Annotated in this window: 22 protein-coding genes; 8 read left to right on the top strand and 14 right to left on the bottom strand. The window is 64.6% G+C overall.

Annotated elements, in window-relative coordinates; genetic code table 11:
• Positions 1-46 precede the first annotated feature (46 nt).
• The 3 genes from RQX22_RS17475 to RQX22_RS17465 are packed head-to-tail and all read right to left on the bottom strand — an operon-like array spanning position 47 to position 1,952.
• Positions 47-931, bottom strand: a complete 885-nt coding sequence (locus RQX22_RS17475; RefSeq protein ID WP_315728215.1) for a CDP-alcohol phosphatidyltransferase family protein — start codon at positions 929-931, stop codon at positions 47-49.
• A gap of 14 nt (positions 932-945) precedes the next feature.
• Positions 946-1,611, bottom strand: a complete 666-nt coding sequence (locus tag RQX22_RS17470) for a ferritin-like domain-containing protein (protein WP_315728213.1) — start codon at positions 1,609-1,611, stop codon at positions 946-948.
• Positions 1,612-1,664: 53 nt separating this feature from the next.
• On the bottom strand, positions 1,665-1,952 hold the full coding sequence (locus RQX22_RS17465; protein WP_315728211.1) for a hypothetical protein: 288 nt from the start codon (positions 1,950-1,952) through the stop codon (positions 1,665-1,667).
• A 170-nt stretch (positions 1,953-2,122) separates the two neighbouring features.
• Between RQX22_RS17465 and RQX22_RS17460 the strand changes: the two genes are divergently transcribed.
• From RQX22_RS17460 to RQX22_RS17450, 3 genes are all read left to right on the top strand, one after another.
• Positions 2,123-2,437, top strand: coding sequence for a hypothetical protein (locus tag RQX22_RS17460; RefSeq protein ID WP_315728209.1), 315 nt, complete (start codon positions 2,123-2,125; stop codon positions 2,435-2,437).
• 154 nt (positions 2,438-2,591) lie between these two features.
• Positions 2,592-3,707: a pyridoxal phosphate-dependent aminotransferase gene (locus tag RQX22_RS17455; protein ID WP_410001660.1), complete on the top strand. Its 1,116-nt coding sequence runs from the start codon at positions 2,592-2,594 to the stop codon at positions 3,705-3,707.
• 169 nt (positions 3,708-3,876) lie between these two features.
• Positions 3,877-4,581: a 2OG-Fe(II) oxygenase gene (locus tag RQX22_RS17450; protein ID WP_315728206.1), complete on the top strand. Its 705-nt coding sequence runs from the start codon at positions 3,877-3,879 to the stop codon at positions 4,579-4,581.
• Here RQX22_RS17450 and arsH read toward each other — a convergent pair.
• From arsH to RQX22_RS17420, 6 genes are read right to left on the bottom strand one after another with little or no spacing between them, the layout of a single operon-like run.
• Positions 4,559-5,341, bottom strand: coding sequence for an arsenical resistance protein ArsH (gene arsH / locus RQX22_RS17445; protein ID WP_315728205.1), 783 nt, complete (start codon positions 5,339-5,341; stop codon positions 4,559-4,561). The two genes, RQX22_RS17450 and arsH, sit on opposite strands and share 23 nt — an antisense overlap.
• Positions 5,338-6,402 carry an ACR3 family arsenite efflux transporter gene (arsB, locus tag RQX22_RS17440; protein ID WP_315728203.1) on the bottom strand — a complete coding sequence of 355 codons (1,065 nt, stop codon included), beginning with the start codon at positions 6,400-6,402 and terminating at the stop codon, positions 5,338-5,340. The genes arsH and arsB overlap by 4 nt, the downstream gene beginning before the upstream one ends.
• Positions 6,402-6,848 (bottom strand): arsenate reductase (glutaredoxin), encoded by a 447-nt coding sequence (gene arsC / locus RQX22_RS17435; protein WP_315728200.1) that lies wholly within the window; start codon positions 6,846-6,848, stop codon positions 6,402-6,404. Before arsC ends, arsB begins: the two co-directional genes overlap by 1 nt.
• Positions 6,845-7,384 carry an arsenate reductase ArsC gene (locus tag RQX22_RS17430; protein ID WP_315728198.1) on the bottom strand — a complete coding sequence of 180 codons (540 nt, stop codon included), beginning with the start codon at positions 7,382-7,384 and terminating at the stop codon, positions 6,845-6,847. The genes arsC and RQX22_RS17430 overlap by 4 nt, the downstream gene beginning before the upstream one ends.
• Positions 7,385-7,397: 13 nt before the next feature.
• On the bottom strand, positions 7,398-7,733 hold the full coding sequence (locus tag RQX22_RS17425) for an ArsR/SmtB family transcription factor (RefSeq protein ID WP_315728196.1): 336 nt from the start codon (positions 7,731-7,733) through the stop codon (positions 7,398-7,400).
• Between the two features lie 55 nt (positions 7,734-7,788).
• The gene (locus RQX22_RS17420) at positions 7,789-8,859 is read right to left on the bottom strand and encodes a transcriptional regulator (protein ID WP_315728194.1); all 1,071 of its coding nucleotides are present in this window, start codon (positions 8,857-8,859) and stop codon (positions 7,789-7,791) included.
• Between the two features lie 237 nt (positions 8,860-9,096).
• Here RQX22_RS17420 and dapA point away from each other — a divergent pair, with 237 nt between their 5' ends.
• Both dapA and thrA read left to right on the top strand, forming a co-directional pair.
• Positions 9,097-9,975: a 4-hydroxy-tetrahydrodipicolinate synthase gene (gene dapA, locus RQX22_RS17415; protein WP_315728193.1), complete on the top strand. Its 879-nt coding sequence runs from the start codon at positions 9,097-9,099 to the stop codon at positions 9,973-9,975.
• A complete protein-coding gene (gene thrA / locus RQX22_RS17410; protein WP_315728191.1) occupies positions 9,972-12,425 on the top strand; it encodes a bifunctional aspartate kinase/homoserine dehydrogenase I in 2,454 nt (817 codons plus the stop codon). The genes dapA and thrA overlap by 4 nt, the downstream gene beginning before the upstream one ends.
• A gap of 88 nt (positions 12,426-12,513) precedes the next feature.
• On the opposite strand, the gene RQX22_RS17405 is transcribed toward thrA, so the two are convergent.
• Complete coding sequence (locus RQX22_RS17405; RefSeq protein ID WP_315728189.1) at positions 12,514-13,164, bottom strand: Vgb family protein; 651 nt, start codon at positions 13,162-13,164, stop codon at positions 12,514-12,516.
• A 28-nt stretch (positions 13,165-13,192) separates the two neighbouring features.
• The gene (locus RQX22_RS17400) at positions 13,193-14,413 is read right to left on the bottom strand and encodes a helix-turn-helix domain-containing protein (RefSeq protein WP_315728188.1); all 1,221 of its coding nucleotides are present in this window, start codon (positions 14,411-14,413) and stop codon (positions 13,193-13,195) included.
• Positions 14,414-14,516: 103 nt separating this feature from the next.
• On the opposite strand from RQX22_RS17400, the gene RQX22_RS17395 reads away from it, so the two are divergent.
• The 3 genes from RQX22_RS17395 (at position 14,517) to RQX22_RS17385 (ending at position 16,647) form a co-directional block, all read left to right on the top strand.
• A complete protein-coding gene (locus tag RQX22_RS17395) occupies positions 14,517-14,828 on the top strand; it encodes a hypothetical protein (protein ID WP_315728186.1) in 312 nt (103 codons plus the stop codon).
• 2 nt (positions 14,829-14,830) lie between these two features.
• Entirely contained in the window at positions 14,831-15,523 is a 693-nt protein-coding gene (locus tag RQX22_RS17390; protein WP_315728184.1) for a DUF899 domain-containing protein, read from the top strand.
• 230 nt (positions 15,524-15,753) lie between these two features.
• Positions 15,754-16,647, top strand: coding sequence for a M55 family metallopeptidase (locus RQX22_RS17385; RefSeq protein WP_315728182.1), 894 nt, complete (start codon positions 15,754-15,756; stop codon positions 16,645-16,647).
• 60 nt (positions 16,648-16,707) lie between these two features.
• On the opposite strand, the gene RQX22_RS17380 is transcribed toward RQX22_RS17385, so the two are convergent.
• The 3 genes from RQX22_RS17380 to RQX22_RS17370 all read right to left on the bottom strand — a co-directional run bounded on the left by RQX22_RS17380 (position 16,708) and on the right by RQX22_RS17370 (position 19,315).
• A complete protein-coding gene (locus RQX22_RS17380; protein ID WP_315728180.1) occupies positions 16,708-17,055 on the bottom strand; it encodes a hypothetical protein in 348 nt (115 codons plus the stop codon).
• A gap of 211 nt (positions 17,056-17,266) precedes the next feature.
• Complete coding sequence (locus tag RQX22_RS17375; RefSeq protein ID WP_315728178.1) at positions 17,267-18,343, bottom strand: alpha/beta hydrolase; 1,077 nt, start codon at positions 18,341-18,343, stop codon at positions 17,267-17,269.
• Positions 18,344-18,409: 66 nt separating this feature from the next.
• On the bottom strand, positions 18,410-19,315 hold the full coding sequence (locus tag RQX22_RS17370; protein WP_315728177.1) for a DMT family transporter: 906 nt from the start codon (positions 19,313-19,315) through the stop codon (positions 18,410-18,412).
• Between the last annotated feature and the right edge of the window lie 211 nt (positions 19,316-19,526).

Raw genomic sequence — 19,526 nt, 5'->3', positions numbered from 1 at the left:
CCACGCCAATGATGGCGGTGTTGATCGTCATGAAGTGGCCTTTCACTCAAATATGCGTCGGAGGGGGATCGAAAGCGGCGGACGTGGACCGGCCGTTTCCATAGGCGCGGACCATCCGCTTTTCGATGTTTCTGTGCCAAAGGAGTCCGATAACCAGCACCAGCGAGAGCGGCACCAGCTCCAGCCAGAAGAACAGCAAAGGATTCCCGGCGAGGCAGGCGAGGAAGATGGCGAGTATGCGCATATTGGCGCTGAGGGCCCACATCGGCTTCAGCGCCGGCACGGCGGCATCGCAATAGATGCGGCCCACGCGCTCCGGATCCCGCGCGTTCCGCAACATCGCATCGAACGGTTCGCTCCAGCGATCGGGCGCAAGCGCGACGGCGTCATAGAGCCTTACGAGTGGATTGCGCGATATGGTCCGGCGCATTTCGCCCGGATCCCCGCGGCGCCGCCGGTGGAATCTCACTCTTTCGCCCTCATAGAGCGTAGATTGGACGGCATGGGCGATACCGGCCAGCGCGCCGAGGCCCCAAGCCTCCCAGGTGCCGATCGAATGAGCCAATGCGACATAGAGCAAGCAGAAGACGCCATGATCGCACAGGCCGTCGAGGATGCGTCCCAACGGGCTTGCCGTGGCTGTGGCTCGCGCGATCATGCCGTCGAGACCGTCGGCGATCAGCCAGGCGATGCAAAGGAGGAAGCCGAGCAATGCCCGGTTCTCGTCCCGCCAGTCCAGATAGGACCAGGCCGCGGCGGCGCCGAGAATCAGACCCGTAACGGAGACTGCATTGGCCGAGACACGGAATCGCAACGCGAGCGGCAGCAGCAGCCGCCCGAGGAGATGGATCAGCCAGCGGTTGGTGGGATCGTCGATGCGCGGATCGCGCGACCCGTCGGGAGGCGGCAGGAAGCTGGGGCCCCTGGGCATGTCGACAGATTTCGTCACGCCGGAAGCGGGCCCCGTCGGTCCGCCGCATCGTACCAGTCTTCGCGGCGCGGGAGGCGCCGGTCGAGAAAGAGCAAGGGCAGTTTGGCGAAGATGAGGCTGCGATGCACCCAGAAGTCGGCCAGCCGTTCGGAAAGCCTGGCTTTGGCGTCGCCGTTGCGGCGCAGCCATGCCTCGTAAGGCATCCAATGGGATGGTTCGTCCCGCTCGACCACTTTGAAAATCTTCACAAGTGCCCGATCCGCCTTCACGAGCTCATTGTCCAGCAGGATATCGATCTGGTTCATGCCCCTGATTTCCGTCAGCATGATGATCCGGCACAATTTGCTGAACAGCGCGCCATCGGCGACCACGGCACCGGTGTCGAGCTCGTCGATATGACAGCCGAAGCTCATCTTGATCAATCGGTCGATATGACCGCAGGTTCGGTCCACGGCATAGGGCATTTCGCCGCGATTCTCGAAATAGCGGCGGAACATCAGATAATGTTTGCGTTCATCGGCGCGATGCTTTTCGACCTCGCTGATGAAACCGACATCGTCGGGACAGCGGGCACGCACGGCCTCCAGCACACGATCGAGGCTGCTATAGCCGCGATGTTCATTATAGATGTAGACCGACGCCAAAATGTCGAGATAGCGGCGCTTCAGGATGGCCAGCATCGCCAATGCCTAGGATCGCATTTCGGGGCGGCAAATCGGGCTGGACGAAAGCATCAGAAAGGAAGCGCCACCGCAACCTGGGCCTTCTTGCCGCTCCTGCCACCACGGTTCGTCACGCGAGCGCCCGCGCGCACGCCCTGATGTTGCCGCGCCTGGAAAGCGGATTTTGGCCGGGTCGCCGGGGCGCCGCGGCGCGCCGGTCTGGCCTTCGACGTGGAATGCCTGAGCGACCAATCGGTCGCGATCACCGGCGTTCGCTGGTCCTGCGCCAAGGCCGGTGCAGGCAAGGCGATCGCGCAGGCCGCTCCGGCCAGCACCGATAATCCGATCTTCCTTGGCATAAGCGGGCCTCCGCACAGGCGATTCATTCTATGCTTCGCCGCCGACCAGTCCAGCATATATTCGTACGGCGACGCTCAGCCGATGGCGAACGCATCGCCTTGCCGGTTGCCGGCCGGTCCGCTTGTCCGTAAAATGGCGATCCAGCCGCTGCGCAGGGACGGACACAATAATGAAAAAGGCGTCAATATTGCTCTTGCTCGGCGCCCTGGGACTGCCGGCCGCACCGGCTGCCGCCGATCCGCCAGTTGCCGCCAAACCGCCGGCGGCCGAGGCCAGCGCGCCGGCGGCGGCGCCGGTCATCGGCACCAAGTGGAGCCTGAAGGCGAAGCCCAAGCCCGGCGTTCAGGGGCCGCAGGTGCCGGCACCGCAACGCATCCGCACGCCCCGTGCTGCTCCCCAGGTGGTGCGACGGCAAGCCAAGCAGCGGCCCAACAATCAGCCGCTCGTCAACGCCATCGCCAAGGCAAAGCGGAATCATAACTGACGGGCCCGCCTCTTATTTTCTGGCCTCGCGGACGGCCGCAACGTCGAAAATGGGTCTGGACCGAACCGGCGAAGCCCGGCATCCCCGGCAGGATCGCTCCGCCGCGGCTGACTAGGGGATGACATTGTCTTTTTCGATAGATCCGTTCCACGCAATGGCCGTCGCCAAGCTCGCTTATGCGTTGCAGGCGGAGGGCCGTTCGGTGATCCATATGGAATTCGGACAGCCTTCGACGGGAGCGCCTTCCGCCGCCATCGCGAAGGCGCACGAGATGCTCGACAAGGACACGCTCGGCTATTGGGAGAGTCCCAAGCTTCGCGAGCGCATCGCCCATTTCTATCGTGAGCGGGAAGGCATTGCGGTCGATCCCGACGCCATCCTGCTGACCTGCGGTGCCTCGCCCGCCCTGATCCTGGCCCTCGCGACCGCCTTCCGGCCCGGCGCCACGGTGGCGCTCGCCCGGCCCGGCTATGTCGCCTATCGCAACGGCCTTAAGACCTTGCACATCAACCCGTTGGAACTCGAATGCGAGGAGGCTGCGCGCTTCCAGCTCTCCGCCGACATGATCGCTGCGCTCGACCCGGCCCCGGAAGGGGTCATTGTCGCCAGTCCCGCCAATCCGACGGGAACGATCATTCCGCCCGACGAACTCAAGGCTCTTGCCGAGGTCTGCCGCGACCGCAAGATCCGCATCCTGTCGGACGAAATCTATCATGGACTGAGCTACGGCGCGCCGACCCATTCGATCCTGCGCTATGATGAAAGCGCCTTCGTCATCAACAGCTTCTCCAAATATTTCAGCATGCCGGGGTGGCGATTGGGCTGGCTGGTCGTTCCGGACGATCATCTCGAAGGCGCCAAGGCGCGAATGGGCAACATGTTCCTGACACCTCCATCGCTCAGCCAGCATGCCGCCCTTGCCGCCTTCGACTGCCGCGATGAGCTGGAGGCCAATATCGACACGTATCGCCGCAACCGCGAATTGCTGCTCGAGGCGTTGCCGGGCCTGGGCCTCGGCAATATCGCGCCCCCGGACGGCGCCTTCTACGTCTATGTGTCGGTCGGCCATCTTACCAATGACAGCCTGAGCTTCTGCGAGAAATTGCTGCGCGACACGGGCGTCGCGATCACGCCGGGACTGGATTTCGATCCGGTCGACGGCCATCGGTTCGTCCGGATGAGCTTCGCAGTGTCGACGGAGCTGGTGAAGGAAGCGATCGAGCGGCTGCGGGTCTGGCTGCCGACCATGGGCCCGAACGCCCAGGGTTGAGGAGGCCGCTTAGGCTGCGGCAGTCATTGCCATGATGCCGTTGGTCCGCTGCCAGTTGCAGTATCCGCGGTCCGTTCCTTCGCCCTTGGGTTCCGACGCTGGTTTGGAAGCAAGGTTCGGAGTGGAATCGGCTCCGCCTGCTTCTAAGCTGGTCCTGCAGGAGGATGGAATGATCGACACGCGCATCGACGCGCAGGATTGGCATGGGATCCAGGCGAATCTGGATGCCTGGGGCTGGGCCATCTTGCCGGGACTGCTGACGCACAAAGCGTGCGACGCGGCGGCCGCATCCTATGATCGGGAGCAAGGCTTCCGCAGCCGGGTGATCATGGCCCGGCACAATTACGGCAAAGGCGAATATCGCTATTTCGCTTATCCATTGCCGCCGCTCGTCGCGAACCTGCGGACCAGCCTCTATTCCAGGCTCGTTCCGCTGGCCAATGCCTGGCACGAAAGACTCGGGCTCGACGTCCGCTTTCCCGAAAACCACCGCGCCTTCCTCGATCGCTGCCATGCGGCCGGCCAGGTCCGTCCGACACCCTTGCTGCTCCGCTATGGCGAAGGCGATTATAATTGCCTCCACCAGGATCTATATGGCGAGCATGTCTTCCCGCTACAGGTCGCGATCCTTCTGTCGGAGCCCGGCGAGGACTTCACGGGCGGCGAGTTCATCCTGACCGAGCAGCGTCCGCGCATGCAGTCGCGTGCCGAAATCGTGCCCCTTGAGAAGGGGGACGGCGTGGTCTTCGCCGTCAATCACCGGCCACAAAAGGGGACACGCGGCGACTATCGCGTCAACATGCGGCACGGCGTCAGCAGGTTGCGACACGGCCACCGCCACACGCTCGGCATCATCTTCCACGACGCGGCATGACGGCCTGCGAAGGCGGTGCGACATCGGCCGTGGAGCGCAGCACCGTTTCCACATCGCGATCGGTGGGCTGTCGTGCGGCTTTCCGCTCCGAGTAGCGATCCACGAGCTGGCGGCCATGAGGGCGCAGCAATATGGTGAAACGGACAAGTTCCTCCACGACGTCCACGATGCGATCATAATAGCTTGAGGCTTTCATCCGGCCCGCTTCGTCGAATTCCTGAAAGGCTCTGGCGACACTGGATTGGTTGGGTATCGTGAACATCCGCATCCACCGGCCCAGGATGCGCAGGGTGTTCACACTGTTGAACGACTGCGATCCTGCAGAGACCTGCATCACGGCCAATGTTCGCCCTTGCGTCGGCCGGATTCCGCCCATCGTCAGCGGAAGATGATCGATCTGCGTCTTCATCAGGCCGGTGATCTGACCATGCCGCTCCGGGCTGCACCATATTTGCCCTTCCGACCATATCGAATGTTCGCGGAGTTCCTGCACGGCCGGGTGGCCATCCTGGGCAATCTGGTCCGGGAAAGGCAGGTCGGACGGATCGAAGATTCGCGTTTCGCACCCGAAATAGCGGAGCAGCCGCGCGGCCTCCTCTACGCAGAGCCGTGAATAGGATCTTTCCCGCAGCGAGCCGTACAGCAAGAGTATCCGCGGTGCGGGGTCGGGCGGGCCGAGAGCCGCGGCCGGCCGCTCATTGGCAAATTCGGCGCTCAGTGCAGGGAGATGGGTCGGATCGGGCAGAGTCCTCAGCCTCACGCGGCCCGCCCTTCATACCAGGGCCGGGTCCGCTTCACGAGGGCGACGACCGAGAGCATCACCGGAACCTCGACCAGAACGCCCACGACGGTCGCCAAAGCTGCTCCCGAATTCAAGCCGAACAGGCTGATCGCCGCGGCCACCGCCAGCTCGAAGAAGTTCGACGCGCCGATCAGGGCGGCAGGCGCAGCCACGCACCAGGCCACGCCGAACTTCCGGCTGAGCCAATATGCCAGACCCGCATTGAAATAGACCTGAATCAGGATGGGCACGGCCAGCAGCAGGATGACGAGCGGCTGCGCCAATATCTGTTCCCCCTGGAAACCGAAGAGCAGCACCAAGGTGGTCAGGAGCGCGACCAGCGACACGGGTCCCAATGCGGCCAGCAGGCGATCCAGCGCGGCTTGACCGCCGCTCGCGAAACAGGCCCTGCGGAGAGCCTGGGCGATGATGACGGGCACCACGATGTAGAGCAGCACCGACAGCAGCAACGTGTCCCATGGGACGGTGATGGCCGCCACGCCAAGCAGGAGGCCCACGAGCGGCGCGAACAGAAAGATCATGATGACGTCGTTCAGGGCGACCTGGCTGAGCGTGTAGCTGGGTTCGCCTTCGCAAAGGTTCGACCAGACGAACACCATGGCGGTGCATGGCGCGGCGGCAAGCAGGATGAGGCCGGCAATGTAGGAAGAAATTTCGCTTGGGGGCAAAAGGGGCGCGAACAGCCAACCGATGAACAAGGTGGCCAGCGCGGCCATGGAGAAGGGCTTCACCGCCCAATTTATGAAGAGGGTGACGCCGACGCCCTTCCAGTGCTGCCGCACCGATCCGAGCGAGGCGAAGTCGATCTTCAGCAGCATCGGGATGATCATCAGCCAGACCAGCCCCGCGACGACCAGGTTCACCCGCGCAATCTCGGCGGCGGCGATCGCAGCGAAGACTCCCGGCAATGCGTGCCCGAGCGCGATGCCGACCAGGATGCACAGGGCCACCCAAAGGCTGAGATAGCGTTCGAACCCGCTCATCCCCTTGGCGGGGACCTCCGTTGCGATCGTCGACATCAGCTGGCCTTTTCTTCGATCCGGCTGCCGTCCTCGGCCGCGACCCGTTGTCCATCCTCCTTCACGAATGCTCCCCGTTGCCCGACCGGCAGAAGATCCAGCACCTCTTCGGAAGGACGGCAGAGCCTGACGCCCAAAGGAGACACGACCAGCGGCCGGTTGATCAGGATCGGGTGGTCCATCATCGCATCGATCAGATGCCCGTCCGTGAGGCCGGGATCATCCAGTCCCAGATCGGAATAGGGAGTCCCCTTCCGTCTGAGCAGGTCGCGGGGGGTGATTCCGGCCCGGCGCATGAGCTGTTCCAACAGAGGGCGGCTCGGCGGCGTCTTCAGATATTCGACGATGTGCGGCTCGATGCCTGCATTCCGGATCATGGCCAGGGCGTTGCGGGAGGTGCCGCATTCCGGATTGTGGTAGATCACGATGTCGACGACCGGGGTCATGCGGCAGGCTCTTCCTGTGGGCGGATCTCGGTACGGCCTTGTTCTTTTCCGATGCGGTCGAGGCGCGACTGAAGGCTCAGCTTGTCGAGCCCATCGAATGGCAGGTTGGTGAAAAGCGAGATGCGGTTGAACAACATCCGATAGGTGTCGAAGAAAGCGGCGTGCTGAACCGCATCGCTTTCATCGACCGCGACGGGATCGGGCACGCCCCAATTCGCCGTCAGCGGCTGCCCGGGCCAGACCGGGCAGACTTCGTTGGCGGCATTGTCGCAGACGGTGAAGACGAAATCGAGCTTCGGCGCGTCCGGTCCCGAAAATTCCTCCCAGCTCTTGGAACGGAGCTGGTCAGTTTTGTGGTTGAGCTTTTCGAGCAGATGCAGCGTGAAGGGATGGACCTCTCCCTTCGGGTCGCTTCCGGCGGAAAAGGCCTTGAAGCGCCCCATCCCTTCGCGATTCAGGATCGCTTCGGCGATGATCGATCGCGCGGAATTGCCGGTGCACAGGAACAGGACGTTTAAGGGACGTTCATCGCTCATGACATTTCCTTCATCAAGCCCGGCAGGCGAGCAGTTCGTCGGCAAGGGGTTGGCAGAGTTCGGATCGGCCCTCGCAGCAATCCTTGATCAGGAAGAGCATCAGTGCCCGGATGCGGTCCAGATCGACGCGATAGACGATCGAACGGCTCTCCCGCTTCGAGCCGATCAGGCCTGTCCGCGCCAGAATCGCCAGGTGCGTCGACATCGTATTCGCCGGGACCTGGAGCATCCGGGCGATGTCACCCGCCGCGAGACCTTCCGGTTCGTGACGCACCAGCAATCGAAACGTCTCGAGACGGGTAGCCTGGGAAAGAGCGGCAAAGCAGTCCAGCGCGATATTCGTATCCATGATTCGAGAATAGTAGAATCATGGAAGCTTGGCAATAGGACCGAATTGGCTTCGGCTAGGACTGAGTCTTCCGGAGCCTGTGCCAGGCCAGGATCGCACCGACGACGCCGAGGCTGAACAGGAAACCCTCCGCGCCTGCGGCCAGCATCTGTGCGACGGGACCGAATGTGGGTTCACCAGCCAGCCGGCCGATCGCGTCGAAACTCAGGCGGGACTGGTCGAACGCGGCGGTGAGGGCTCCGAGGCTCCCGCCCATCAATTTGCCGCCGGCGAGCGAGATGAGGATTCCGGCCGCGGCGCCGGCGGCCCCGGCCGTTAGCGCCGGCCGCCAGCCGGTCGCGGCGAGGCCTCCGCCCAGGCGCGCGCCCATAGCCAGTGCCGCACCCAGCACGGCGCCCTCGATTCCCCCGGTGAAGTCCGCGGGGACGTGGCCGAGCAGGAGATAGAGGCTGTCGGCGCCGATGATGTTGAAACCCGTCCCGACAAGGAAGCCGCCCAGAGCCGCCCCGACGATACTGAAGACCCATTCCCGTCGCAGGACAAGGCTGGCGCCCGCCAGGCCGAAGCTTATGCCGAGCCCGCCGAGGAGCCCGACCAGAGCGGTTAAAGCCATCAACACGAACAAGGTGGAAGCCGCGTTGCCGCCACTGTCGACCGCGCCCAACCCATAGACCAGCCCGCCCAGCGCCCCGGCCGCGCCGCCGCCCAGCGTTCCCGCCAGCGTCGGGCCGAATGAGATCGAAAGTCCGGCTTGCGGGGAAGTCCTGCTTGCGGAGGGACTGTCCGCGAGGCCGGCCTCCGCATGGACCGGCGCGATGAAGCGATAGCCATATTTGGGCACTGTCACGATGAAGTCGGGGTCGCGATGCCGGTCTCCAAGCGCCTGGCGCAAGGTCTTGATGCACTGGGTGAGCGCCTCGTCGCCGACTGTCAGGCCGCTCCAAACCTCCGCGAAGAAGCGATCCTTGGTGACGAGCGTATCGGGATTGCGCACGAGGAGCGAAAGCGCATCGAAATAACGTGGGCTGATCGCAATCCGCTGTTCGCCCCGCCAAAGCTGCTTCTCGCACTCGTCCAGGACGAAATCGCCGAAGCGATGGACGGTCTTTGACGAATATCTGCTCACGGCTCGTTCATGCCCTTGAAGCCCCTGGATTCACAAGCGTGTCGCCGGGAGGGGCGCCCATGCCCGCTTGCCAGCTGCCTGCGGCTTCCAGCACCGCTTCCTTGCATTCGTGCAGGAAAATGGGAGATTCGGTACAAAGGTCCCGCCTGTCCCGTTTCCCAAAGGGCGAAGCTGTCGTTACTAGGCGCGCCGGGAATCGATGGCGCCGCTTCGCCATTGGCCGAGAGGGGAGTTTCAATGTTCACAGGGTCCATCACCGCCTTGGTCACGCCGTTCCGCGACGGAGGCGTCGACGAAAAGGCGCTTGGCGAATTGGTCGAATGGCAGATCGCGGAAGGGTCGAGCGGCTTGGTGCCGTGCGGTACGACCGGGGAATCGCCGACGCTCAGCCATGAAGAGCATCGCCGGGTCGTGACTCTGGTTATCGAGGCCGTGGCGGGGCGTGTCCCAGTGATTGCCGGGGCGGGATCGAACAGTACCGACGAAGCGGTGGAGATGTCGCGCCATGCGGAGGCGGCCGGCGCCGACGGCCTGCTGATCGTCGCGCCTTATTACAACAAGCCTAGCCAGGAAGGGCTATACCAGCATTTCCTGGAGATCGACGCCGCCGTCGGCATTCCTATCATCGTCTACAATATCCCGCCGCGCAGCGTGGTCGACATTTCCGTCGAGACGCTGAAGCGCATCCACGCGGATTGCACCAACGTCGTCGGCATCAAGGACGCCACCATGAATCTGGCGCGGCCCTCGCTGGAGCGCATGGCCTGCGGCACCGGCTTCAACCTGCTGTCCGGCGAAGATGCGACGGCGCTTGGTTATATGGCCCATGGCGGCCATGGCTGCATATCGGTCACCGCCAATGTCGCGCCGCGGCTCTGCGCCGAATTCCAGGCCGCCTGCGCCGCCGGCGATTACGCCAAGGCCTTATCCTACCAGGACAGGCTGATGCCGCTTCACCGCGCCTTGTTCCTGGAGCCCAACCCCGCCGGCGCCAAGTTCGCGCTCCATCGGCTGGGGCGGATGGCCGAGGATATCCGCAAGCCGCTCGTCAAGGTGACGCCCGGCGTCCGCAAGGAGATAGAGGCGGCCATGGCCCATGCGGGCCTCCTTTCATGATCATCCATAAATTCGGCGGCACCAGTCTCGCCGATGCGGCGGGCTTCCGACGCGCAGCGACGATCGTCGCCGCGGCGGCTCGGCCCTCGATCGTGGTGGTGTCGGCGATTGCAGGCGTCACCGACGGCCTGTGCGCCGTGGTCGAGGCGGCAGTTGCGCGCGACCCGTCCTATCGGGAGCAACTGGCCGGACTGCAAACAACCCATGTCCGGGCCGCCAGGGAATTGCTGCCCGAGGACGATGCCGCGATCCTGGTAGACCGGTTCGAGCGCGACTTCGAGGATCTGAACGACGTCCTCCGCGCCGCCTGGATCCTGCGCGATGCCAGCCGTGGCACCTTCGACATGGTCGCCGGCTATGGCGAGACCTGGTCGGCGCAATTGCTGGCCGGCCTGCTTCGCGTGCAGGCCGTCGCCGGCGACTGGATGGACGCTCGCGAAGTCCTGGTCGTGGCCCCCAATGGCGGCGGCGTTCCGGAAATCCTGTGGGACGATTGCCGCGAACGTCTCGGCGCCTGGCGGGAAAGCCATCCGGCGACCAGCGACATATTGGTGGTGACGGGATTCATCGCCTCGACCCGCGAAGGCGTTCCGGCGACCTTGGGCCGCAACGGCAGCGACTATACCGCGTCCATCTTCGCCGCCCTGCTGGAGGCCGAGGAGGTGCATATCTGGAGCGACGTCGATGGCGTGATGAGCGCCGATCCGCGTCTCGTTCCCGACGCGGTGTTGCTCGAAGCCATTTCCTACCCGGAAGCAAGCGAACTCGCTTATTACGGCGCCAAGTTCATCCACCCGGCGACCATGGGCCCGGTGATCGAACGGGCAATCCCGGTCTGGATCCGCAACAGCTTCAATGCCGGCGGGCAGGGCACCCGCATCCATGTGTCCGGCACATCACAGAGGGTGAAGGGCCTTTCGACCGTGGAATCGGTGGCCCTCGTCAACGTGGAGGGTTCGGGCCTCGCTGCCGTGGCGGGCATGACGGACCGGCTTTTCCACGCGCTTCGCGAGGCCAATATCTCCACCCTGATGGTTTCGCAGGGGAGTTCGCGCCGGTCGATCTGCGTGGTCGTGCCCGCCGCCGACGCCGGCCGGGTCAAACCGGTGGTCGAGGCCGCCTTCATGCTGGAACGCCACCATGGCACGATCCAGACGATCGAGGTCGATCCCGACTGTACCCTGCTTGCGGTAGTTGGCGACGGCATGGCCGGCCATCCCGGCGTCGCCGCCCGCTTCTTCGGCGCGCTCGGCAAGGCCGGCGTCAACATCCGCGCCATCGCCCAGGGTTCATCGGAGCGGAACATATCCGTGGTGGTCGAGCGGTCGGACCGTATCCGCGCGCTGCGCGCTGCCCATTCCGGCCTCTATCTGTCCGCCCAGAGCATTTCCGTCGGCCTGCTCGGCATCGGGACTGTCGGCGGCGTGCTGCTCGATCAGCTGGCAGCGCGCCTGGCGGCGATCCGGGAGGAACTGGGCATCGACCTGCGCGTCCGGGCGATCGCCAACACGCGGACGATGCGGCTGGACGATCGGAGGATCGACCTCACCGACTGGCGCGACCGCGCGGAAGGCGGCGAGCCGTTCGACCTCGAACGCTTCCTCGGCCACGTGCAGACGGATTCCCTGCCGCACAGCATGATCATCGATTGCACGTCCAGCGAGGCGCTGGCCCGGCAATATGTCGACTGGCTGAAGCGCGGCATCCATATCGTCACCCCGAACAAGAAAGCGGGTTCGGCCGATTTCGCCTATTTCGAGCAGCTCCGCCGCGCGAGCCGCGAGAGCAATGCCCATTATCTCTACGAGACGACGGTGGGCGCCGGGCTGCCGGTGCTGCAGACGTTGCGCGACCTGATCCAGACCGGCGACGAGGTGGTGCGGATCGAAGGCGTGCTGTCGGGAACGCTTTCCTATCTGTTCAATTCGTTCGACGGCAGCCGGCCTTTTTCCGAAGTCGTCGCCGAGGCCCGCGCGAAGGGCTTCACCGAACCCGATCCACGCGACGATCTGTCCGGGATGGACGTCGCCCGCAAGGTCGTGATCCTGGCGCGCGAAATGGGGCTCCGCACCGAGTTGGAGGACGTGGAGTTGCAGGGTCTCGTGCCGCCTGGGCTGGAGGAAGGTTCGGTCGATACGTTCCTGGAACGGCTACGCGACCATGACAGCCAGATCACGGCCTTGTTCGACGAGGCGAAGGCGAAGGGGGAGAAGCTCCGCTTCGTCGGCTCCATCGACAGGGACGAGCGGGCGACCGTTCGCCTCCAGTCCGTGCCCGACAGCCACGCGCTGGCGCGACTCCATTTCACCGACAATATGGTCCAGTTCCAGACCAGCCGCTATACGCCCAATCCGCTGATCGTGCAGGGGCCTGGCGCGGGTCCGGAAGTGACGGCGGGCGGCATCTTTGCCGACATGCTGCGCCTCGCTGCCTATCTCGGAGCTTCGTAGACCTTGATCGTTTCAGATTGAATCAATCTGAAGCGTGAATCATCGCCTAAACATTTAGGACCCTAATAGGGCGACGATGTTCTCTTCCTCACCCGGTCTCGGCGATCGTCGTCGGCCGGCGGATCGCCGTGACCTTGCCGCTGCCGCCGCCGCCGCAGAAAAAGAGGTCGCCATCGTCCGATTCCAGGCCGGACACGCCGGCGCCGGGCGGCATCCGCAGCCGTTCGAGGACTTCACCCGTGGCCGGATCGATGCGGCGGACGTCGCTTTGATCCTCCTGCCAGGTGGCATGCCACAAGGCGCCATCGGCCCAGGTGACGCCGGTGACGAAGCGGTCGGAATCGATGGTGCGGATGATGGCGCCGGTGTCGGCATCGATCTGATGGATCTTGCGCGCGCGATATTCGCCGACCCAGAGCGAGCCTTCGGCCCAGGCCATCCCGGAATCGCCGCCATTGCCTGGGGCGGGAATAGTGGCGATCACGGCGCCGGTCCGGGGATCCACCTTGCGGATCACGGCCTCGGCGATCTGGAAGAGGTAGCGGCCATCATAAGCGGTGCCGGCATGGGCCGGCACGTCGATGCCGCCGACGATCTCGCCGCTCCCCGGATCGAGTGCATTCAGCCGGTCGCCGGAAGCGAACCAGACGCGCTCGCCGTCATGACTGACCCCAGCCACGTCCGTAATGCCCGGAAAGGGGCCATATTCGCGGATGATTTCTGCTGCTTGTTCTTTCATGCCATGCTCCCATGCTGGTCATTTCACCCTAGCCCCGCAGGAGCGGGCCCGGGAGTAACAAGCTTGTCGGGAATCCGGGCACGTTCGCCGCCATCCAGCGGCAGGCGCGGCCGCGGCCGACGCGATCGACCTTGCCCGCGGCCGCCAGGGCTTCGAGCGCGCGCTGGACGGAACGCGCGCTGACATCGAGCGCCAGCGCCAGCGCCGAGCTCGACCAGGATTCGCCATCGGCGAGCAGCGCCAGCACCGCGTCATGCGGCCCCTCGACCGGCGGTGCCAGCACGACGACACGCGCCGCACGATTTGGCACAAGCACGAAGCCGTTCCTGGTTGCCGCCACTTTCGCCAGGGGCCGGAGCGCCGTGCGGAGCCGCCCGATCTCCACGCGCAGCCGGGCGCGGTGCGATTCATCCGCGTCCCGGGCGCGGAAAGCGCGCTCCAGCAAGGCCGGTCGGCTCGCATCGCCCGGCCATGCTTCGGCCAGCGCGCGGACGAGCGCGAACAGGACCGGGCGACTCGCGAGCGGCACCACCGCCGCACCGGCGCGAACCGCGTTGCGGCAGGCATCGATCAATAGAATGTTCGATCCGATCAGCGCCTCCACTTCGCCCAAGCCGACCAAGCGCGTGTCGTCGCGGGTGATCAGTCGGGCGGCGGGAGCCTCAAGGGAGCGCGATGCCGCCCTCACTTCCGCGGCAAGGGCGGGGATGCCGGCTTCGGCCGCGGCCCGCCCGGCGCGGGCGATCGCTTCGCGGGCCGGCCCGATCCGGATGCGCCGCATCGCGATGCCCGCGCCGACCAACCAATAGCCGGTTCTCGACGCCAGCGGCAGGATGGCCGGATCGATCTTGCCCAGCCTTTGCTCGGCCTGGTCGATACGGCCGATCAACAGCAGGCGGCGGGCCTCCAGATAGGCGGCATGGGCCGCATTGGCATGATCGCCCTGCGCGTCGAGCGTCGCACGTGCGGTGCCGAGCGTCTCCATATGGGTGCCCAGATCGCGCGACACGAGCGCGATCTCCGCCTCGGCGACCTGGCATCGCGCGCGGGCAGTGGCTTCTCCGGGGCCGAAGCCGCGCGCCGCGGCGCGCAACAGGATTTTCGCGCGGGCAAGGTCGCCGAGCTGCGCCATGGCAATGCCGCGCAAGGCCAGGGCCGGCGGATCGTCGCGCAAGGCGACACGCTTAAGCGCGGCCAGCGGATCGCCCGCCGCCAGCGCATGGGCGGCGGCACCGATCAGCGAGTCCATCGGATCTCAAATCGCGCCAATATTGTCACTCCCGCGCTTTTGACGGTCCGACTTACAGGCGAACCGGCGGCCGGACAGTCCGGCCGTGGAACCGGAGGCGAACATGAACATGGTCATGGCGCCAGACAAGGAGAACGGGTTTGCCCGGCCGGAAGCAAGGCTCGGGGCAGGGCCGAGCCGGAGTGCCGGCGCCTGGCTCGGCCTGGCCGCTTCACCCACCTTCGCAAAAATGGCCGCTGTCGCGGCCCTCGATGCGCCGCCAATATGTGCGCCGCACGCTGGCGCGGCGCCGTTGGCCGGGATGACGGTCATGTATCTTCTGATGGCCCTCTTCCATCTGCCGCTTTGGCTGAGGCTGACGTCCGGCCGCCGGCAGCAATGCACTTCATCCACGCCTCGCAATCAAGGAGAATGAAGATGATCCACAAAATCACGACCCGCGAGGAATGGCTCGAGGCGCGCAAGGCCTTGCTGGTCAAGGAACGCGACATGACGCACAAGCTCGATGCGCTTCGTGCCGAACGGCGGCAGCTGCCCTGGGTGCGGATCGACAAGGATTATGCGTTCGACGGTCCGGAGGGCAGGCGCTCGCTCGTGGACCTGTTCGGCGATCGCAACCAGCTCGCCATCTATCATTTCATGCTGGCGCCGGGATCGGACCATGTCTGCGCGGGCTGCGCCTTTACCGCGGATCATATCGACGCAGCGCGGCAGCATTTCGAACATGCCGATCTCGCCTTCGCGGCCATTTCCCGTGCACCGATCGAGCAGCTAGAAAAAGTTAAAAGCCGGATGGGCTGGACCTTCCCTTGGCTTTCTTCCCACGACAGCGATTTCAACTATGATTTCGGCGTCTATTTCCCGGCGGACGACCGGGCCAATGGCCGCGCCATCTACAATTACGGCACGGTGATCAGCAACAGCCCGGACATGTTCGGAGCCAGCCTGTTCGCGAAAAACGAAGATGGCACCGTCTTCCACACATATTCGACCTATCATCGCGGCACGGAATTGCTGATGGGCGCCTTCAACTGGCTCGATCTCGCCCCGAAGGGCCGGAACGAGACTGGCGGCACCATGAACTGGCTGCAGCTTCACGACGAATATTGAAACCCTGCACCCAGCGGGGCGGTCGGCCACCCAATGCGCACCGTCGGGAACATAGCGATCTTGCACGACGAGTCTTTCCGTACTGCGGCGGTGTCCGTCAACATCCCGGTCTCAAGCCCATAGCTTATGGTTATAAGCAGAGAAGAGAAACGTTGTTGAACGAGGCTGCCTGGCGGTTAGGCTGGCCCATGCGCAGAAAAAGGCCCGTCCGGACGGTCAGGAGAGAGAATATGAAGGATCATCGCTGGCTCATTGGATTGATCGCTTGTGCGACCGCAAGTTTTACCGCCCACGCGGCGGAGCCGGACGGGCTCAAAGTCTACATCTCGGTCGACATGGAAGGCGTTGCCGGCGTCGTCGATTCCAGACAGGCATCGGACGGCAATGGCGATTATGAACGGTTTCGGCGGGTGATGACGGCCGAGGCGAATGCGGCGATCCAGGGGGCCCTGGATGCCGGCGCCACGGAGATATTGGTCAATGATTCCCATGGCAGCATGCGCAATTTGATGATCGAGGACCTGCTCGCGCCGGCCCAGTTGATCAGCAGCAATATCAAGCCGTTGGGCATGGTGCAGGGACTCGATCGCAGCTTCGATGCGGCGGTTTTCATCGGCTATCACGCCAAGGCGGGCAGTGCGGAGGGCGTGCTCGCGCACACTGGCAGCGGCAGCGTGCGCGATCTTCGCGTCAATGGCATGTCGGTCGGCGAAGGCGGGCTGAACGCCTATGCGGCCGGTTTCGTCGGCGTGCCGGTCGTGCTGGTGTCGGGCGATCAGGTCGTCGTCGAGGAGATGCGCAAGCTCGTGCCGCAGATCGAGGGCGTCGCCGTCAAGCAGGCCATCGGCACGACCGCCGCCCGCTCGTTGCGGCCGGAGGAAGCCCAGATGGCGATCCGAAGCGGCGTCGCCCGCGCCCTTGCCAATCGCAAGGAGGTGGGGCCACTCGTACCGAAATCGCCCACCCGGTTCGAAATGGAACTTTCCTCTGCGGCGCTTGCCGCCAATGCGGAGCAGATCCCGATGATCGAACGCAAGGACGGGAACAGGATCGCCTTCCAGAGCGACGATTTTCACCGAGGCTATCGGTTCGTCCGTTTCCTTTACAAGATGCCGACGCCCTGAGCGGGAGGCCGACAGGAAGACGGCCCGCCCGGTGAGGGGCGGGCCGCCGTCACGCGGCCATCAATTGGGTCGACGGCCTTTTTCGTATTTCTGCACGCAATTGTCCGTGACGGTGCGCGAGCATGCCGGATAATCCATGGTCGCGGCACGCGGCGTGAGCGCATTCCGATCGACCATGCCGACCGGCTGCATGCCCTGGTTGACGCCTGGCGGCGCAACGGCCTGGCCGTCGGGATCGGTGTTCTGCTGGGTGATGCCGGCCGGGCCGGTGGCCTGGGACGGATCGTCCACCGTCTCGCCGCTCGGCTGGGCCATCTGGTCCTCGGCCATGGGTTCTTCGGCGGGCGTGGTCTGGGCAAGGGCGATGCCGCTCAGCGACAAGGCTGCTGCGGCGATGAGGATCTTCATGTTCACGTCTCCTTGCGCGCCTCCTTCCTGGTAATGCAACCGAAGGCGCGTCAGGCGGCTCAACGAGCGCCGTGCGCGTCGGTTCAACCCGGATGCGCAACGAAAACGGACTTTCTCTCGGTAGCAGGTGGACGAGCCGTGGCGGAGGCCGGTCGAACGGAAGGCTTTGACGGAGCCTGTAACCGCGCGGCTCCGCCCGGAGCGACGGGCATCATCCGAGCGGCGGAAAGGCGAAGCTGATCGCCAGGCCGATCGCGGGCCAGGGCGAGATGCCGTGATGCTGGTCCTTGAAGATCGCGCAATCGCCCACCTCGTAGGGCGGCTTTCCCTTCATGGCCTTGAGGCGGGTGACCAGATCGCAGGCATTGCCGATCATGCGCGATTTCCTGATCAGGGCTTCGACCTGCTGCTGCGACACGCCCATCGACGCGGGCAGTTTGGGCACATCCTCTTCGCCGTCTCCGATCGTTACCAGCACGCGGGGATGGATGGCGCCGGATTCGACCTTGGCCGCGAAGTCTGCCTCGCCGGCCAGCACCGCATTGTCGGCCCACCATATCGAAGGGCTGGCCGCGATGAAGGTCTTGAAGGCATCGGGTTGGGTGAACAGCGCCTGTAGCACGGCCAGGCCACCGAGCGAATGGCCGAACAAGGCCTGGTTCGTCGTGTCGACCTTCGCCAAGGCGGCGACGCGGGGCTTCACCTCCGTCTCGATCGTCTTCAGAAAATCGCCAATTCCTCCGACATCGGACGGCTTGCTGATGCCGAAGCCGGGCAGGCTCTGCCCATCGAGAATCTCCTGGCTGGCCGGCAGGCTCAGATCAAGCTGCCGCTCCACGCTGACGGCAGCATGGAAAGGCGCCAGCGACGCGGCATAAGGCGGAGGCGGCCCGTGCCGGGCCTTCACGTCCGCGATGAATGCAGGATCGTTCGGATAGCCGATGCCGACGACGATGGCATTGGGGGCATTGCCATTGCCGCGCGCAGCCTCGGTGGCGGATGCGAAATAGGCATAGCCGTCGAGCACGTAGAGGACCGGATAACCCAGAGGCGGCGGCGGCGCGTGTGGGAGCGCGACGTCGATCTGATAGCGATGCCCGTTGACCTTGGACGTGAAGACGATCCGCCGCGTGTTCGGAATGGAGACTTCGGCCGGCGCCGCTTGGGCGTCCTGGCTCGCCGCAGGCATATTTCGATCTTGCGCCGCGGCAGGGTTTGCCGCGCCGAAACCGGGCGCGACGAGGGCGATCGAAAGCGCGCACCGGGCAACCGAGATTTTCAGCATCATTCTCTCCCTTGCCGGCACGATAGACGGCGCAATGCGGGACTGACAATCGCCCGTCCCGCCGGACCTTCAGAGCACCTGCGGCGGCCGCTCCTTCTTGGCGACCTTCGCGGTGCGGATGGTGACGATCGCGACGCCCGAAAGCGCGATCAGACCGCCGAGGATCATGATCGGCGTCAGCGGCGTTCCGAAGAAGAGCGAGGCTGCCGCGACCGACATGACCGGTGCGGCGAGGGTCAGGGGCATGACCTGGGAAATCGGGTGTCGCTGCAGCAGCCAGGACATCGAACCGTGGCCGATCACGCTCGAACCGATCGCGGAAAATGCGATCCAGCCGAAGACGGCGGGCGGCAAATCGGGGATCGAAGCGATTCCGGCCGGTTCGATCAGGAGCGCCGAGAGGCTGAGCCCGACCATGCCGACCAGGCCGATCCAGGCATAGATGGTCAATACCGGAACACCCTTCAGCGATCGCTGGATCAGCGATGCGCCGGCCCAGATGATGCTGGACAATATGGTCAGCGCGACTCCGGGAATCTCATTGGCCACCGCCGGATCGAAGGCCAGTATCCCGACGCCGGCCAGCGACAATGCGACCCCTGCGATGCGGAGGACGTGAATCTGTTCCTTGAGGACGATGACCGCGGCCAGCATCGAGAATGGAACGCCGAGCTGCCCGGCGATGGCGAGGACTCCGACATTGGTCGCGACCATCAGCGACAGGTTGATGACCAGGAAGAAAAGGCAGCCGGTAAGCAGGCCGAGCAAAAGCAATGCGCGCATCCTGCCGGGTACGATCCGCAGCCAGGGAAGGCAGACGAGGAAGACGATGGACAGGCGCAGGAAGGCCGCCGTCGTCGGCGGAACCTGGTCGACGGACATTTTGATGGCGATGATGTTCAGGCCCCAGAGCAGGTTCATCACCAGCGCCACGAAGATATCGGCCGGTCCGAGGCGGCTGGGATGCGAGGCCATGATGCAGCCGTAGCGGGCAAAAGCGGCGATGCAAGTTCGCCCGGACAAAAAGTCGGATGCTCGTCAGGCCGGCATTCCCTGCTCCGTCGAAGCACCAAAGCGGTTCTCCATGAAGGAACCCGCCGAAGAATGTTTCGGGCGGCGGCGGGCCTACCGATCTCGCCATGCTCGACAAATGACGCCAGACAGGTTTCAGTGGCGCCAAGACAGC

The organism is Sphingosinicella rhizophila (assembly GCF_032378825.1).
Classification (GTDB): domain Bacteria; phylum Pseudomonadota; class Alphaproteobacteria; order Sphingomonadales; family Sphingomonadaceae; genus Allosphingosinicella; species Allosphingosinicella rhizophila.
This window is presented reverse-complemented; position numbering and strand designations above follow the sequence as displayed.